Consider the following 15,632-nt stretch of genomic DNA (forward strand, 5'->3'; position numbering starts at 1 on the left):
AAGTATAAAAAAATAGGTAATTTATAGCAATTTTACTAATAGATTACCTATTTTTATTTACTTTCATTATCCTTCTTGTTTTTCAAGAACCATATTTACTTCTTCAATAATCATATCTGGATTTAATCCATGAACAGCGATTCCTTCTCCCAAAGTTTCTGCACTCGAAATAATACATCCAACACATCCAAGTCCATATCTCATAAGTACTTGTGCAATAATTGGATATTTTTCAACTGCTTCCATTATATTCATATCTTTTGTTACTCTTTCCATAATTATCTCCTCCTATTTAAAATTTTATTTTAATATTTATCTATCCTAGTTAAGTATAGCAGATTAAATAATTTCAGTCAACTTTTATAAACAAATATTTCTTGTTCAAATTATAGTCAAGATATTTAAAAGTTGAAGTAAAAATACATAAAAATTAATAAATTGGTTAATCTATAACTTAATCTTACTTTCTTTTTTAATTTAAATTATTGTTATTTAAGATTTTTAGATAAGAAAAAGATTGAACTAGAATTATTATGACCAACATTTCCAATTCAATCTATACTTTATTTTTTACTTTAGCCTATTTTAAAGCTTCGTATTTTTTAGATACTTCATTCCAGTTTATAATGTTGAAAAATGCTGAAATATAATCTGGACGTCTATTTTGATAATTTAAATAATATGCATGTTCCCATACATCTATTCCTAAGATTGGAGTTCCTTGTGAACATCCGCAAGAAGTTGCTCCTGGCATTAATGGATTGTCTTGATTTGCAGTTGAAGTTACTTTTAACTTTCCATCTTTATTTACAACAAGCCAAGCCCATCCTGATCCAAATCTAGTTGCTGCAGCCTGTGCAAATTTTTCTTTAAACGCTTCAAAACTTCCAAATGCTTCGTTAATTTTTTCTGCTAATTCTCCAGTAGGTACTCCACCTGCATTAGGTGCCATTATTTCAAAATAAAGATTGTGGTTGTAAAATCCCCCTCCATTATTTCTAACAGCTCCTCTTATTTCTTCTGGTAATACATCTAAATTTGCTAAGATTTCCTCAATTGGTTTTTCCAAAAATTGTGGTGCATTATTTTTTAATGTATCATTTAAATTATTAGTATACGCTGCATGGTGCTTTCCATAATGTATTTCCATAGTTTTTGCATCAATATTTGGTTCTAATGCATCAAAACTGTAAGTTAATTCTATTTGTTTAAACATTTTTATCACTCCTAATCTATTTTTATGATACATTTTAGCACATTATTTTTATAAAATCAATAAAAATTTATATTTTTTATGGATTTGTTATTATTACAATTATGAATTGGTTAATTAATTTTTTCACTATTTTGTATAAATTGAAAATTATATAAAAATTATTTAATTAGCTTAGCAATTTAACAATTAAAACAAAATAATTTAAAAATTCTTCAATTAAAAATACTTATTCTTTTATAATGTATCCTACACTTCTTACAGTCTTAATAATTTTTTGTTCATGTCCTTTATCTATTTTTGATCTTAAAAAATTGACATACACATCTACAATATTACTTTCTGAAACAAAGTCTATATCCCATATTTTTTCAGAAATCATTGTTCTTGTAAGCACTCTATTTTTGTTTCTTAGGAAATATTCTAGTAATAGAAACTCTTTATTTGTTAATTCTATTTCCTTGCCATCACGCTTAACTTCTCTATTTGCAGGATTTAATGTCAAGTCGTAAGCTGTCAGAATACCCATTTCATCTTCAGTCAAACGTTTGTTTAAAATTCTTACGATTGCTCTAAATTTAGCAGAAAGTTCTTCTAGTCTAAAGTCATTATATATATAGTCATCTATTCCTTTTAATAGAGCCTCTGTTTTTGCGTATCTATCATCTTGCTCGATTGCCATCAAAATATAGCTTTGTTTTTTATATCTCAATACCCTTTCAATTGCCAATGGAAAATCTTCTATTGAACTTATATCTAAAAAAGCAATGTCAAGAGATTCTGTCTTTAAGGCATCTAACATTTGTTCTTCATTTTCTGCTAATATAACATTAAAACTTAATTCTTTTAATAACTGTCCCACTACCATTCTAGTTTTTTCATTTTTATTAAATACTAACACTTTCATTTTTTTAATTGTATAATAAATATACTAAAATTACAATATATTTAAAATACTTCTCCTTTCGCTCTTGTTTACTTTTCTAATTTTTCAATTATTTTAGTAATTATATCATTCATTTTTCTTGATGCTACAGAATCATTTGAAATAAATGGTAATCCATTATCACTAGATTCCACGATATTTCCATCCAATGGTATTGAGCCTAAAAAGTCAGTTTTTTTCTCTTGCGCCATAGTTTCGGCACCGCCTTTTTTAAATATATTCACTTCCTTTTGACAGTCAGGACAAATAAAACCACTCATATTTTCGATTATTCCAAGCACATTTAAATTAATTAATTTAGCAAAGTTTAATGCTCTTGTAGAATCTAGAATAGAAACTTTTTGTGGTGTTGTAACTACTATTGCCTTAGAATCTGTTCCTATATTCTGTGCAATACCTAGTGTCTCATCACCTGTTCCAGGCGGCAAATCGACTATTAGAAAATCGATTTCTCCCCATCTAATTCCTTCCAGCATTTCCATTATCGCCGTAATCTTTTGCGGTCCTTTCCATACAACTGGAGAGTTGTCAGGTACAAAAAAACTTAATGATGATATATGCAAATTTTCTGATATTTCCAACGGTTCAGAAATTTTTGAAAGCTTTACGCCTTCTTTCCCAAACATGATTGGAATATTTGGGCCATGTAAATCAGCATCAAGAATACCAACTTTGTATCCTCTTAATGAAAGTCCATAAGCTAAATTAACAGATGTAGTTGATTTACCAACGCCACCTTTACCGCTCATTACTACTATTTTATGCTTAATCTTGGACATATTGGAATCAATTCTTTGTTTTCTTTCGGCTAAAGCTGGATTAGTTTGCATTCATTCCTCCTTACTCTAAAAATATTATAATTTTATTTAACTTCCCTACTTTAATTAAATCATAAACTCAGAAAAAATACAAGTAATTTTTTACATTTTTTTCAAAAAAAATTAATTTTTCTGTTATTATAAATAAATTATAACTAAAAATTTTTTTTATTAAAAAATAAGCTGGACTAATCTCCTTCTTTTTTATATAATATATTTGAACCTTTTTTCAAAAAAAAATTAATTTTAAAGGTTTATACTATAAATATAATTAATAGAAAGGAATATAAACTATGAATATATGCATAAAATCAAATATCCGAAGAATACTAATATTTTTTATAATAACTTTGGCACTTTTATGTAAATCCAAATCAGAAAAATATGTATGGTATACTCCGAGAGAAGTGATTGCCAATGTAGATATGCTAGAACCGGGCGATATTCTTATTCTCTCTAAAAGACCGACATTACGTTCGATGTGGGGACATGCAGCAGTATTAAATGAACACAAAAAAATTGTTGAATTCCCGTCTTACTCTGCTGGATATAGTGAAAGTCCATTATATGCTTGGCAGAATATTAACAGAAAAATTGCTATTTTTAGGCTAAAAGGGATAAACGATAAGTTTAAATCCGAACTATTTAAAGAAATTAATGATACAGTAACAAAACCTTATGGTCTCACTTTCCATAAGAACTTTGATAAAAGACTTTATTGCTCACAATTTATATATCTTGTATTTAAGAAAGCTGGAGAAAGAGTGGGTCGTGACATAGATCTCGATTCCAATGGTGGAGGTTGGGTTATGCCTTTTGACATAATGGATTCTCCTCTCTTAGAAAATATTAAGCTATATTCATAAATCTAAAAAAAAGAAGCTGTCTTAAAATTTTAATCATTTTGAGACAGTCCTTTTTGTTACATAGAATCCTAATTTAGCAAGAACAGAAGGTTAGTTAGATTATATAGATATTTTTCATTTCAGTTTTAAGCAATTGATATGATATTTAATTTGTTGTAAAGAAAATTTATAAATTCGATTTTATTAAATCTGAAAATTCGGAGCATCTCCCAATGTTGTAAGATCATAAGGTGTTCCTTGATAAACATGATGATTCACCCAATTAGAAAATAATAAATTTGCATGAGCTCGCCATACAAAAAGTGGTTTCTTATTTATATCATTATCTGGATAATAATTAAATGGAATTTTTATATCTTTTCCTAATTTTATATCTCTTTCATATTCTTTTGCAAGTGTCATCCTGTCATATTCCAAATGCCCCATAATAAAAATATTTCGTTTATCTCGGCTACGAACAATGCTGACTCCTGCATCTTCAGAACATGCAATAATCTCCAGTTCAGAAACTTTTTTAATATCTCTTGCACGAACTTCAGTATGTCTTGACTGTGGCATATTAAACACTTCATCAAATCCCCGAAGTAGCATCGTATGATAAATGTTAATATTTAAAGGATAAATTCCAAAAAGTTTTTCTTTCAAAGGATACTTCTGTATTCCATAATGATAATACAATGCAGCTTGTGCCCCCCAGCAAATGCACATTGTTGAATAAACATGTGTTTTACTCCATTCCATAATCTCAGAAAGTTCTTTCCAGTAAATTACTTCTTCAAAAGGAATATTTTCAACTGGAGCTCCTGTTATAATAAGTCCATCAAAATAGTCATTCTTTATATCCTTAAATGTTTTATAAAAATTTGACATGTGTTCCTTTGAGATATTCTTTGAAACATAAGAAGCCATTTTTAAGAATGTAACTTCCATTTGTAAAGGGGTATTACTAAGTAATCTTAGTAATTGAGTCTCTGTTTCTATTTTTGTAGGCATTAAATTTATTATTATAAATTTTAAAGGACGAATATCTTGCGACAATGCTCTATTTTCATCCATTACAAAGATGTTCTCCTTTGCTAAAATATCTACAGCCGGCAAGTTATTTGGTATTTTTATAGGCATTGCATATTCTCCTTTCGTAAAAATTTATTTTGCTTGTCTCAATTGTTTTTTAACTTTCTCTAAGTGCTAGTGGCATTGTGAAGTACAGCGACTTATCATTATCTTCATCTTTTACAATTACTGAACTTTTATTATTTAACAGTTCCAGCACAGTTACTTTCCCTTCAATTGTGGAAATATAGTCAAGTAAAAATCTTACGTTTAATGAAATCTTTAAATCTCCACCTTCCTGAATTGTTACAATTTCTTCTTTTATCTGTGCATTTTCACTTGTTCCAGTAAGCAATAGCTTGTTATTTGCAAAATTAAATATTCCGCCATTTTTAGCTTCTTTGTTATCCCTAACAAATATAGCTGTTCTTCTTAGCACCGATAAAAAATCCTTTGTATTTAGCAATATTTTTTTATTATGTTGTGAGTTATTTAAAATTGATTTGTAATCTGGAAATTGTAAATCAATTGTACGAGTTAATATTTCTACATTTGAAAATTGGAAAAATACTTTTGATCCATCTGATTTCACTGTAATATTTTCCTCATCAATAAGTTTCATAATTTTTATTAGTCCATCTATTGTCTTTAATGGGATACTTAAACTAAGGTTTTCCTTCCCTTTCTGAGCATCATCCAAATTTTGCTCAATATATGTCAATCTGTATGTATCAGATGAGATGAGTTTTAACTTGTCTTCCTCTATTTCCATTCTAATACAGTTTACGGCAAGATTTTCTGGGTTTGGAGAAGCCGAAATTTTTACATTTTCAATATCATTTAATAACTTTTCTTTTTCAAAGACATATTCAACTCCATTTTCCAGTTTTGACTGAACTGGGAAATTTTCTGAGTCATATAAAGAAAATTCAGTGTTTGTTGAACTTGCTTTAATTACTAATTTTCCGTTTTCTTCAATCAATGTAATTTTTTCATCAGAAATTTGTTTCAAAAATTCTTCGATTAATTTGTGTTTTATAACAATTTTTCCTTCTTCTTCAATTTGAGCTTCTATTTCAGTATTTATAGATAACTCTAAATCTGTTCCACGTAAAATTGCCTTTCCTTCGTGTGTTTCAATATAAATTCCAGAAAGGACTTCTCTTATTTTATTTTCAGTTACTGCATTTTCAACTATAGTTATAGCTTTTAATAATGATTTTCTATCTACAATTATATGTAACATACTCTTAACTCTCCTTTACAGTATATCCTTATATTCTTCCAAATGTTCTTTTAATTTTGTTATAGCCTTTTTTTCTATTTGTCTAACTCTTTCACGAGTAATTCCCATTTGTTCTCCAATTTCCTTTAATGTATGAATCTTGTTGTCATACAGTCCATAACGATATTCAAGAATCATTCTTTCACGCTTATTCAAAACTTTTTCAAGTAAATCTTTCATTTCGATAAGCTGATCTTCTTTTATTATTTTATCCTCAACATCATCATTTTTCCCAATGATATCTTCCAAATAAATGTTATCTCCTATTGTTTCATTTAATGACATTATATCCTGAAATTCACCTAAAAGCAAGATAACCTTACTTTCCTTCAAATCAACTTCCTTCGCAATATATTCTGTCGATGGAGCTTCACCATGAATGGCAGTATAATCTTTTATGACTCTATTTACTTTTGACAATTGCTCGTACTTATAAGATGGTATTCTTATATCACGTCCTATATTAATGATAGCCTTTTTTATCGACTGTTTTATCCACCATACTGCATATGTGCTGAACCTATGACCTTTTTCATAATCAAACTTATTTATAGCCTTTATTAGTCCAATATTACCTTCACTAATTAAATCAATCAGAGGAAGCCCATTTCCAAGAGATTTTTTAGCTGTACTTATTACCAGTCTTAAATTTGATAAAATTAACAATTGCCTTGCCTGTTCGTCATTATTTTCCCTAATTCGTTTTAATAGTTCATATTCCTCCTCCTTTGAGAGTAAATCAAATTTTTGAATATCACTTAAATATAACGACATCAAGTTTAAGTTGTTATCTTCCATTACCTCACTCCAATTTTATTTTTTATATAATTTCTTAACTTAAAAATTCTGACTTTAAATCTCTGCTCATAAATGTAGATTCCAGTTCTGAAACTGGCTTCCCATCGTATATTACTTCGTAAAGTGCTGTAAAAATTGGTGCTTTCAGGTTATTTTCCTTTATAATTTTATAAAGAGCCTTTATTGTTTCTGCACCTTCTGACACCATATTCATGTGAGAAACTATATCTTCAATTTTTTCACCTTGTCCTAGTTTCTCTCCCACAAATCTATTTCTACTGTGTTTACTTGTACAAGTTACAATAATATCTCCAAGCCCTGATAATCCCATAAATGTTTTAGGATTGGCTTTGTAATATTTTGCAATTTCAAACATTTCATTAATTCCACGAGTTATTAGAGCTGCCTTTGTATTATCTCCATAACCCATTCCATCAGCAATTCCCGCTGCGATTGCAAGGCAGTTCTTTAATGCTCCGGCAAGTTCAGCACCCATAAGGTCTGTTCCTGTATAGACTCTGAAATAAAGATTACTAAATGTAGTTTGTACCGTTTTGGCTGCTTCTTCATTTTCAGATACAGAAAGTATGGCAGATGGCAATTTTTGAGCCACTTCTTCAGCGTGTGTCGGTCCTGCCAGCAGAACATAATTATACGGCTTGTTTCCAAGCTCCTCAGCTATTATTTCAGAAATTCTCTTTTTAGTAGCAATTTCTAGCCCTTTTGCAACATTTACCAATATTATATTATAATTTAAGAAATTTTTCAATCTTTTTAAAATGTTTCTTAAAAATTGCGTAGGAGTTGCTAATAAAAGAATGTCAATTTTTCCATATTTTTCAGAATTTTCAAGAACATCTGCATAATCATCCACAACATTAAGACTGTCTGGTAATTTTATATTGGGTAAAAATTTTGGATTTTCCTTTGTATCACGAATTACTTTTCTTACTTCTTCATTATGCTCCCATAAATAGACTTTATGTCCATTTTCTACTAATAATTTTGAAAGACATGTCCCCCAGCTTCCACCACCAATGACTAATATGTTTTTCATTATTATCCCTTCCTTTCCTACTTCTTATTTTTTAGGCTAAATTTAGATTCTGTACCATTTTTTAATCTTTCGATATTACTTCTATGTTTCACTACAATTAAGATTGCTATCAAAATTCCTAAAATAATATATATTATTTCCTGATACAAAAAATATATAAAAATTGGAAGTGATATAGCCGCTAAAATAGAAGATAATGAAACGTATTTTGAAATTGCAAAAACCACAAAAAATACAATTGCAGCAAACAATATCGCTTTTGGCACTAAAATCAGAAATACTCCAAGTGTCGTTGCAACAGCCTTCCCACCTTTAAAATTCATAAAAATAGAAAAAACATGACCTAAAATTGCACAGATTCCAACTAGTACATAATCAAAATTTGAAATTTTTGTCAAATTTTCAAAAAAATCAACTTTTAATAAGATTGCTGTCAATGTTGGAACTAATCCTTTAGAAACATCTAAAATTAATGTCAAAATACCTAATTTCGCTCCCAAAACACGTGCAGCATTTGTTGAGCCGGTATTCCTGCTCCCATGCTCACGAATATCTATCCCTTTAAAAACTTTTCCTATCCAAAGTGCATTTGGCACACTTCCTAAAATATATGCCAGTGCCATTAATAAAATCATAATCATTTTTAATCCCTCTTTATTTCAATAAATTTTATTATTTATCGCTATTTCCATCTTCATCTGTTTCCTTATATTCCAGTAGATGATTTTGATTTTCTATCATTTTGTCAAAAAATTTTTTCTCCTTATACAAGAAAATTAACAATATCAAGAAAAACAGCAAATCAGTAAATGGCTGTGCAAGCCATACACCGTCTAACTTCCAAATATTTGAAAAAATTATGACAACTAACAGAAATATAACAACTTGTCTTAATAAATTCAATATAACTGAATATTTTGAACGTCCCGTTGCCTGAAAATAGTTTGGTACAGTTATTCCAAAAGATGAAATTACTACAAGTGAAAAATATATTCTAATGGCTTTTACTCCCTCTCTCAAAGCTTCAGGCGTACTTTTTTCATTAAAGAACAAAATTAGCTCTTTAGGTAAAAGCATTACAATTACCCAAAATATAAAAGATAATATAACTCCTGCATTTATAGCTGTCATTAATGATTTTTTCACTCTTGTAAAATTTTGGGCACCATAATTAAATCCAATTATTGGCTGAACAGCCTGCGAAACTGAATAAACACTCATCGTCATAATTGGTAAATATGAATTTATAATTGTCATAACTGCTACACCGTAAGTCCCGCCATAAGTGTCTACAATTTTATTTGTTACAAGTCCTACTCCTGAACTTGCAGCTTGTAACAAAAATGGTGACATTCCTATTGAAAAAATATCCTTTACTATTTTTGAATCTAATTTCATTTTTGAAAATTTTATTGTAATAATACTTTCTTCTTCCAGCTTAAATCCAAACATATCAATTTTAAATGGTAATTTCCCGGCAATCAGAAACCAAAGTACAAATATCGCAGATAGTACATTTCCAATCAATGTTGCATAAGCAGTTCCTTCGATTCCAGTATGCATAATCATTACAGCCACATAATCCAGAGCAATATTTACAACTGCACCAATCAGCATTGAAAACATCGCAACTCTCGGTGCTCCAGCCGCATTTAAAACATTTGTCAGTCCAAATGAATAAAACAAAGGCAAGATTGCTAGTAATATTATTTCCAGATAAGCCCTTGCATATGGCAATGTCTCATTGTTAGCACCGGAATATCGTAAAACTGTGTTAATATTCAATATTAAAAGTACATACAGCGAAAGTCCTAAAATAGTAAATAAGGTTACTGCATTTCCCAATATTTTCTTAGCTTCTCCCTTTTTCCCCTGTCCAAGCCGAATTGAAATGATAGTTCCAGCTCCAACTCCAATAAACATTGAAAAGGCGATAATCAGCATAACAATATAAAAAGCAATTCCCGCACCAGCAAGTGCCTTTTCGCTAATTTTTCCAACAAAGAACCTGTCAACAATATTGTATAAAACAACTGCCGCAGATCCAATAAGCGTTGGTATGAAATATTTTACAAATAATTTCAAAATAGAACCTTTTAACAGCTCTTCACGTTTTTTTTCCATATTTTTTCCTTTTTTTAAAGTTAATCTTTATTTTCTAACAAATAATCAGCAATTTTTTCCAAAACTCCAAAATTACCTAGTTTTTTTCTTTCTTTTTTTAATTCCAAAACAACATTTTCTTTATTTTTTTCCATAATTTCCATTTCTTCAAGCAGTTTTTCTACCGAAAAATCTTCCTGCAGCAGTTCTTTAAAAATTTCTTTATTTGCATTTAGATTAGTAAGCGTTATATATTTTATTTTGACTATCTTTCTTGCAATAAAAGCATTAATTTTAGATGTTTTGTAAACTACTATCACAGGCAGTCCCATAAGCGATATTTCAAAAGTTACTGTTCCCGAAGTCGCTATTGCGTATTTACAATCTTTACGAATGTTTTTTATTTCATCAAAAGTTATTTCCAAATTTGGAATTTTATGAACATTAATTTTGTATTTTTTCTCAAAATTATGTATATATTTTATATGATCCTTGCTTGCCAGCTTCATTAAAAATTTCTCATTTTTAACTTTTTCATTTCTAACCAGTTCCATAATTACTGGCAAAAATTTTTCAATTTCCTGTCGTCTGCTTCCTGGAAGAAGCAATATTTTTTCTCCCAGCTTATCAGAAAATTCATATTTGTCAACAAATGGGTTTCCAAAATACTCTACTTTAAGTCCTTTTGATTCATTATTTTTCAAAGTATTGTCATAATATGCCTTTTCAAAAGGAAAAATTACAATAACATCATCAAATTTCTTTAATTTCTCAATTCTTTTTTTTCCCCAAGCCCATACTTTAGGCGGAATATAATAAACCATTCTCAGATTCTGCAGTTTTTTTTCCAAAATTTTCTTTTTCAATAACTCAAAAAATTTCAGGTTAAATCCTCCAAAATCAACAAAAATAACAGTTTCTATTTCATTTTCCTTGATAAATTCTAAATATTCATGGGCTTTTTCCATAAAATAACTGTACTTTTTCAAAGCCTCTACAAATCCCATAACATCATTATTCTTAATATGGTTTACTGTCTTAACTCCAGCCTCTATCGATTTATCTCCAACCACACCAAAAAACTCAACATTTTTATCTTTTTTTCTCATTTCCTCCACAATGTATGAAGCGTGTAAATCTCCAGACATTTCACCGCAGGAAATAAAGATTTTTTTCTTTTTTTGAGATTTTACTATTGATAAATCATTGTTTTTTTCTTTTATTATTTCATTTTTATTATTATTTATCATTTTTTAGCCTTTTTTATATTCTTTAATTTACTTATTTAAAACTGCTTTACAAATTATTCAAACATTTATTTATTTTGCAGACAAAAATATAGATATTTGAATAGATTTTAACAATAAAAACTAAATAAAATACCAGTATTTATAATTTTTTTTGAGTTTAATTTAAAAAAATAGTTTTACTAAAAAACTTTTAAATCTCAATTCCTTTTATAAAAATTTTATTTTTATTTGCAAATTTTATAACTTCCTCTTTATCAATAAACAGCATTTTATCAGCTTCGATTATAATTCCACGTCCATTAATTTCTACAACTTTTTTTATCGTTTCCAAACCAATTGTTGGAATGTCTATACGATAATCCTGATGACGCCTTGCCATTTTTATCACAATGCAGTTTTTCCCAGCTAATTCTCCACCACGTAAAATTGCCTTATCAGTACCTTCCACTCCTTCAAGAGCGATGACTGACTCATCTTTTACAACAACTGTTTGCCCTGCATCAATATCTGTAAGCATTCTTGCTGCCTCAATTCCAATTTCTATTGTTTTTTCCTCATTTTTACTTGGTAAAACTTTTGTATATGTTTCATTTCCTGCAATATACTCGTCCATTAGATAATTTTGAGGCAGAACTTCGATATTTTCTGATTCAATGTAATCAATTATTGCCTTTAAAATATTTTTATCTTTTTTATTTTTTGTAGATAATAATATCTTAGTTGCTGTCAAATCAAACTTTAAATTTGAAAATATCAAATTTTTTTCAACTTTTCCTAGCATTATTAAGTGCTTTATGCCATTTTTCTTAAAATATGAAATTATTTTCCCAACTTGAGCAACACTGTATTTCACAGAATTTTTATGCTTTTTTACACTTTCTTCCACACTTTCAAATAGATAAACCGAAAATGGCTCAATCCCTTTCAAAATACATTGATTCAAAAATAATTCAGGCAATTTCCCATTTCCAGCAATCAAACCTACTTTTTCCATTATCACTTTTTCCTCTTAAAAATATCTATATTAAAAAATTAACTCAAAATAAAATATAGATTATTTTGAGAAATTTTACATTTTAAGTTTTGATTTTTATCTTGTTATACCTCTTTTACTTTTTCGTATGAAATTAACAAGATTTTGTGCTTCTTCGTATTGTCCGTAATCACGTTCAACAATTTGAAGGGCTTCTTCCAGTTTCAGTTTTTTCTTAAATATAATTTTATACAACTCTCTTAGCCTTTTTATCTGCTCTTCCGAAAAACCTCTACGTTGAAGTCCTACAATATTGATATATACAGCTCTTGCCTTATTCCCTTCAGATAGCATATATGGAACAACATCCTGATTTACAGCCGAACATCCACCTATCATTGCGTGTCGCCCAACTCTTGTAAACTGATGCACAGCAGTAAGTCCACCTACCACCGCATAATCTTCCACTTCAACATGTCCAGCAAAAGTCGCAGCATTTGCCAGTACACAATTATCTCCAATTATACAATCGTGAGCAATATGAACATAGGCCATTACAAGTGTATTATTTCCAATTCTTGTTTCATATTTATCAGTAGTTCCACGATGAATTGTAACGAATTCACGAATTTTATTGTTATTTCCAATAACAACTCTTGTTTTTTCTCCAGCGAACTTTAAATCTTGCGGATCTTTACCTATTGAAGCAAAAGAAAAAATATAATTATTTTCACCAATTATCGTTTCTCCTTCAATTACAACATGCGATTCTACAATAGTTCCATTTCCGATTATTACTTCTGGCCCTATAATCGAATAAGGACCTATCTTTACATTTTCTCCAAGTTTAGCATTTGGATCAACAATTGCCGTTGGATGTATATTTAAACTCATAATTATTATACCTCATTCTTTTATTTTGAATTACTTAAAATCCGAATTTTAAAATTAAACAGAACTTCTAAAAAATCGAACTAAATAACTTTCATGCTACCCAAACAACAGTTTTGTTTTATTTAAAAAATCTAATTTTAAAGTAGTTTGAGTATTATCTAATTATAAATCCTGTACTGAAAATTTCAAGTCAGCTTCACTTACAACTGTACCGTCAACAACACATCTTCCACGTGCAACTATTACGTTACTTTTAACTTTTATTTTTTCTACTTCCAATCTTAACTGATCTCCTGGAACAACAGCTCTTCTAAATTTACATTTATCAATTGACATAAATAAAGGTATTTTCCCTGGTTCCAACATTAGCAATCCTACAGCCTGTGCCAATGCTTCTATTTGTAAAACTCCTGGCATTACAGGTTTTCCTGGAAAGTGTCCTTGGAAAAACTCCTCATTCATTGTAACATTCTTTATTGCTACCAAAGAATCTGTTCCATTTTTTTCAATAACTCTGTCTACTAGTAAAAATGGATATCTATGTGGTAATATTTTCATAATATCCTCTATATTCATAATTGTTTCATTTGATGCCATATTTTCTATTCCTCCTGAATTTGTATTTTTATTTATTTCAACTATTCTAAAAATTTTATACCTACATTATATTTGATTTTTATCCAAATTACAAGCAATTTTTATATTTTTTATAAATATTTTTTTGCAATCATCTCAGTTAATCTCGAATTTATATAGTGTCCAGCTTTTATTGCAATAATGTGAGCCTTTATAGGCGTTCCCAAAACATATAAATCTCCAATTATATCAAGAATTTTATGTCTTACAAACTCATCAGGATATCTCAATCCTTCTGGATTTAATGGACCGTCTGCCCCTACTACCACAGCATTTTCCAAACTTCCTCCTAGTGCCAAATTATTCTTTTTAAGAAAATCTATTTCATAATCAAATGCAAAAGTTCTACATTTTGCAATATTTTCTATATAATTTTCTAAATTTACTTCAAGCTCATAATACTGTGATTTCAAAAAACTATGATTGAAATCAATCGTATAAGATATTTTAAATCCATCATAAGGCAATGCCATCACATATTTCCCGGCCTTTTCATCTGAAAATATAACAGGCTCCGTAATCACAACAGGCTCTATTTCCTCATTCAGCTCTACAATTCCAGCTTCTAACAATTTTTCAACAAATCCAATTGAACTTCCATCCAAAATAGGTAATTCGTTCCCTGATATTTCAACTAAAATATCCGTCACTCCTGTGATTGAAAGTGATGATAAAAAATGCTCAATCGTATGAACTTTAACATCATCTTCATTCCTAATGTTTGTTCCTCTTTCCAAATCAAATAAATTTCTATAATCAACCTTTATAACATTATTTTTCCCAATCACATCTATTCTTTTAAAAATAATTCCTCTTTCATCATTATTTTCGCTAGGTTTCAAAGTTAATTTTATTTCTTCTCCTTTATGAAGTCCAATTCCTGACATTTCAATAGTATTTTTTATAGTTCTTCTTTTCATTTCCTAATTTCCTCCATTTTCTAAGATTTTAGTTCATATTTAATTTTTAAAAAATTATTTTTATTCTTTCTGTAAACATTATATCATAAATTTAAATATTTTTCCTTTTGTTATTTATGAATTAAGTAATATTTTGTTGTTTCATATTAATTTCAATAACTAATTGTCTGATTTTATGATATTTTAAATTTATAAAATATAATGAAACATAAATTATTACGTCCGATAATATTTGTTTTTTACATATTAATACTTTTATACCAGTATTGTAATCTAAATTTAAAAATTTGAATATAATAATTTTATTTATGATTTAATGATTTTTTAAGTATGAAAACGATTGTTTGAATTTATAGTGAAACTTATACAAAACCAACCTAAAAATATGGTATAATAACTTTATGGCATATGAAAAAGATTATAGAAAAAGAATTTTCAATTTTTATTACGAAAATGGAAAAACAAAAACATTATTTCATTTCAACATAAGTTCCAGCACATTGTACGGATGAATAAAACTTAAGAATGAAACAGGAGATCTTTCATCAAGAACACGGAAAAGAAAATTTAAGGTGCTTGATTCCGAAAAACTTGATGAATATATGAAAAATCCAGAGAATGCAGATAAATACATCCGTGAAATAGCAAAAGATTTTGGCTGTGGGAAGGAGACAGTGAGAGTAGCACTAAAAAAATCAGGATACACAAGAAAAAAAGACAGACAGAATACAGGGAGCAGGACGAGAAAAAAGTAAATAGATATTTAAAAAAATTATCAGAAGCAGGTTCAGGCAGAGAAATAATCTATATTGATGAAACA

At 28.7% G+C, this 15,632-nt stretch carries 17 protein-coding genes; 2 read left to right on the forward strand and 15 right to left on the reverse strand.

From position 1 onward, the window contains the following. Positions 1 to 66: 66 nt before the first annotated feature. The 4 genes from AB8B23_RS06295 to AB8B23_RS06310 form a co-directional block, all read right to left on the reverse strand. Complete coding sequence (locus AB8B23_RS06295) at positions 67 to 276, reverse strand: DUF1858 domain-containing protein (protein ID WP_021744967.1); 210 nt, start codon at positions 274 to 276, stop codon at positions 67 to 69. Between the two features lie 304 nt (positions 277 to 580). Beyond that, complete coding sequence (locus AB8B23_RS06300) at positions 581 to 1,216, reverse strand: superoxide dismutase (RefSeq protein ID WP_369712036.1); 636 nt, start codon at positions 1,214 to 1,216, stop codon at positions 581 to 583. 226 nt (positions 1,217 to 1,442) lie between these two features. Beyond that, the gene (locus AB8B23_RS06305) at positions 1,443 to 2,120 is read right to left on the reverse strand and encodes a response regulator transcription factor (RefSeq protein ID WP_006804200.1); all 678 of its coding nucleotides are present in this window, start codon (positions 2,118 to 2,120) and stop codon (positions 1,443 to 1,445) included. 68 nt (positions 2,121 to 2,188) lie between these two features. Beyond that, positions 2,189 to 2,989 carry an Mrp/NBP35 family ATP-binding protein gene (locus AB8B23_RS06310; protein ID WP_369712037.1) on the reverse strand — a complete coding sequence of 267 codons (801 nt, stop codon included), beginning with the start codon at positions 2,987 to 2,989 and terminating at the stop codon, positions 2,189 to 2,191. 281 nt (positions 2,990 to 3,270) lie between these two features. On the opposite strand from AB8B23_RS06310, the gene AB8B23_RS06315 reads away from it, so the two are divergent. After that, positions 3,271 to 3,843 carry a YiiX/YebB-like N1pC/P60 family cysteine hydrolase gene (locus tag AB8B23_RS06315; RefSeq protein WP_021744970.1) on the forward strand — a complete coding sequence of 191 codons (573 nt, stop codon included), beginning with the start codon at positions 3,271 to 3,273 and terminating at the stop codon, positions 3,841 to 3,843. A 183-nt stretch (positions 3,844 to 4,026) separates the two neighbouring features. Here AB8B23_RS06315 and metA read toward each other — a convergent pair whose 3' ends face one another. The 11 genes from metA to lpxC all read right to left on the reverse strand — a co-directional run bounded on the left by metA (position 4,027) and on the right by lpxC (position 14,812). Further along, entirely contained in the window at positions 4,027 to 4,965 is a 939-nt protein-coding gene (gene metA, locus AB8B23_RS06320; RefSeq protein ID WP_021744971.1) for a homoserine O-acetyltransferase MetA, read from the reverse strand. 49 nt (positions 4,966 to 5,014) lie between these two features. Next, on the reverse strand, positions 5,015 to 6,142 hold the full coding sequence (gene dnaN, locus AB8B23_RS06325) for a DNA polymerase III subunit beta (RefSeq protein WP_369712038.1): 1,128 nt from the start codon (positions 6,140 to 6,142) through the stop codon (positions 5,015 to 5,017). A 15-nt stretch (positions 6,143 to 6,157) separates the two neighbouring features. Then, on the reverse strand, positions 6,158 to 6,979 hold the full coding sequence (locus AB8B23_RS06330) for a sigma-70 family RNA polymerase sigma factor (RefSeq protein WP_369712039.1): 822 nt from the start codon (positions 6,977 to 6,979) through the stop codon (positions 6,158 to 6,160). A 34-nt stretch (positions 6,980 to 7,013) separates the two neighbouring features. Next, positions 7,014 to 8,036, reverse strand: coding sequence for an NAD(P)H-dependent glycerol-3-phosphate dehydrogenase (locus AB8B23_RS06335; RefSeq protein ID WP_369712040.1), 1,023 nt, complete (start codon positions 8,034 to 8,036; stop codon positions 7,014 to 7,016). A gap of 17 nt (positions 8,037 to 8,053) precedes the next feature. Further along, complete coding sequence (gene plsY / locus AB8B23_RS06340) at positions 8,054 to 8,677, reverse strand: glycerol-3-phosphate 1-O-acyltransferase PlsY (protein ID WP_369712041.1); 624 nt, start codon at positions 8,675 to 8,677, stop codon at positions 8,054 to 8,056. Positions 8,678 to 8,708: 31 nt separating this feature from the next. Next, entirely contained in the window at positions 8,709 to 10,160 is a 1,452-nt protein-coding gene (locus tag AB8B23_RS06345) for an MATE family efflux transporter (RefSeq protein ID WP_369712042.1), read from the reverse strand. 20 nt (positions 10,161 to 10,180) lie between these two features. Beyond that, positions 10,181 to 11,389, reverse strand: a complete 1,209-nt coding sequence (gene lpxB / locus AB8B23_RS06350; RefSeq protein WP_369712043.1) for a lipid-A-disaccharide synthase — start codon at positions 11,387 to 11,389, stop codon at positions 10,181 to 10,183. Between the two features lie 190 nt (positions 11,390 to 11,579). Beyond that, entirely contained in the window at positions 11,580 to 12,383 is an 804-nt protein-coding gene (locus tag AB8B23_RS06355) for an LpxI family protein (RefSeq protein WP_369712044.1), read from the reverse strand. Positions 12,384 to 12,479: 96 nt separating this feature from the next. After that, positions 12,480 to 13,256 (reverse strand): acyl-ACP--UDP-N-acetylglucosamine O-acyltransferase, encoded by a 777-nt coding sequence (gene lpxA / locus AB8B23_RS06360; RefSeq protein WP_006804215.1) that lies wholly within the window; start codon positions 13,254 to 13,256, stop codon positions 12,480 to 12,482. Between the two features lie 162 nt (positions 13,257 to 13,418). After that, on the reverse strand, positions 13,419 to 13,853 hold the full coding sequence (gene fabZ, locus AB8B23_RS06365; protein ID WP_006804216.1) for a 3-hydroxyacyl-ACP dehydratase FabZ: 435 nt from the start codon (positions 13,851 to 13,853) through the stop codon (positions 13,419 to 13,421). 110 nt (positions 13,854 to 13,963) lie between these two features. Further along, complete coding sequence (gene lpxC / locus AB8B23_RS06370) at positions 13,964 to 14,812, reverse strand: UDP-3-O-acyl-N-acetylglucosamine deacetylase (RefSeq protein WP_369712045.1); 849 nt, start codon at positions 14,810 to 14,812, stop codon at positions 13,964 to 13,966. A gap of 572 nt (positions 14,813 to 15,384) precedes the next feature. Between lpxC and AB8B23_RS06375 the strand changes: the two genes are divergently transcribed. Next, complete coding sequence (locus AB8B23_RS06375; protein ID WP_369712046.1) at positions 15,385 to 15,567, forward strand: IS630 transposase-related protein; 183 nt, start codon at positions 15,385 to 15,387, stop codon at positions 15,565 to 15,567. Positions 15,568 to 15,632: the final 65 nt, after the last annotated feature.

This window comes from Leptotrichia sp. HSP-342 (assembly GCF_041199995.1).
Lineage (GTDB): Bacteria > Fusobacteriota > Fusobacteriia > Fusobacteriales > Leptotrichiaceae > Leptotrichia > Leptotrichia mesophila.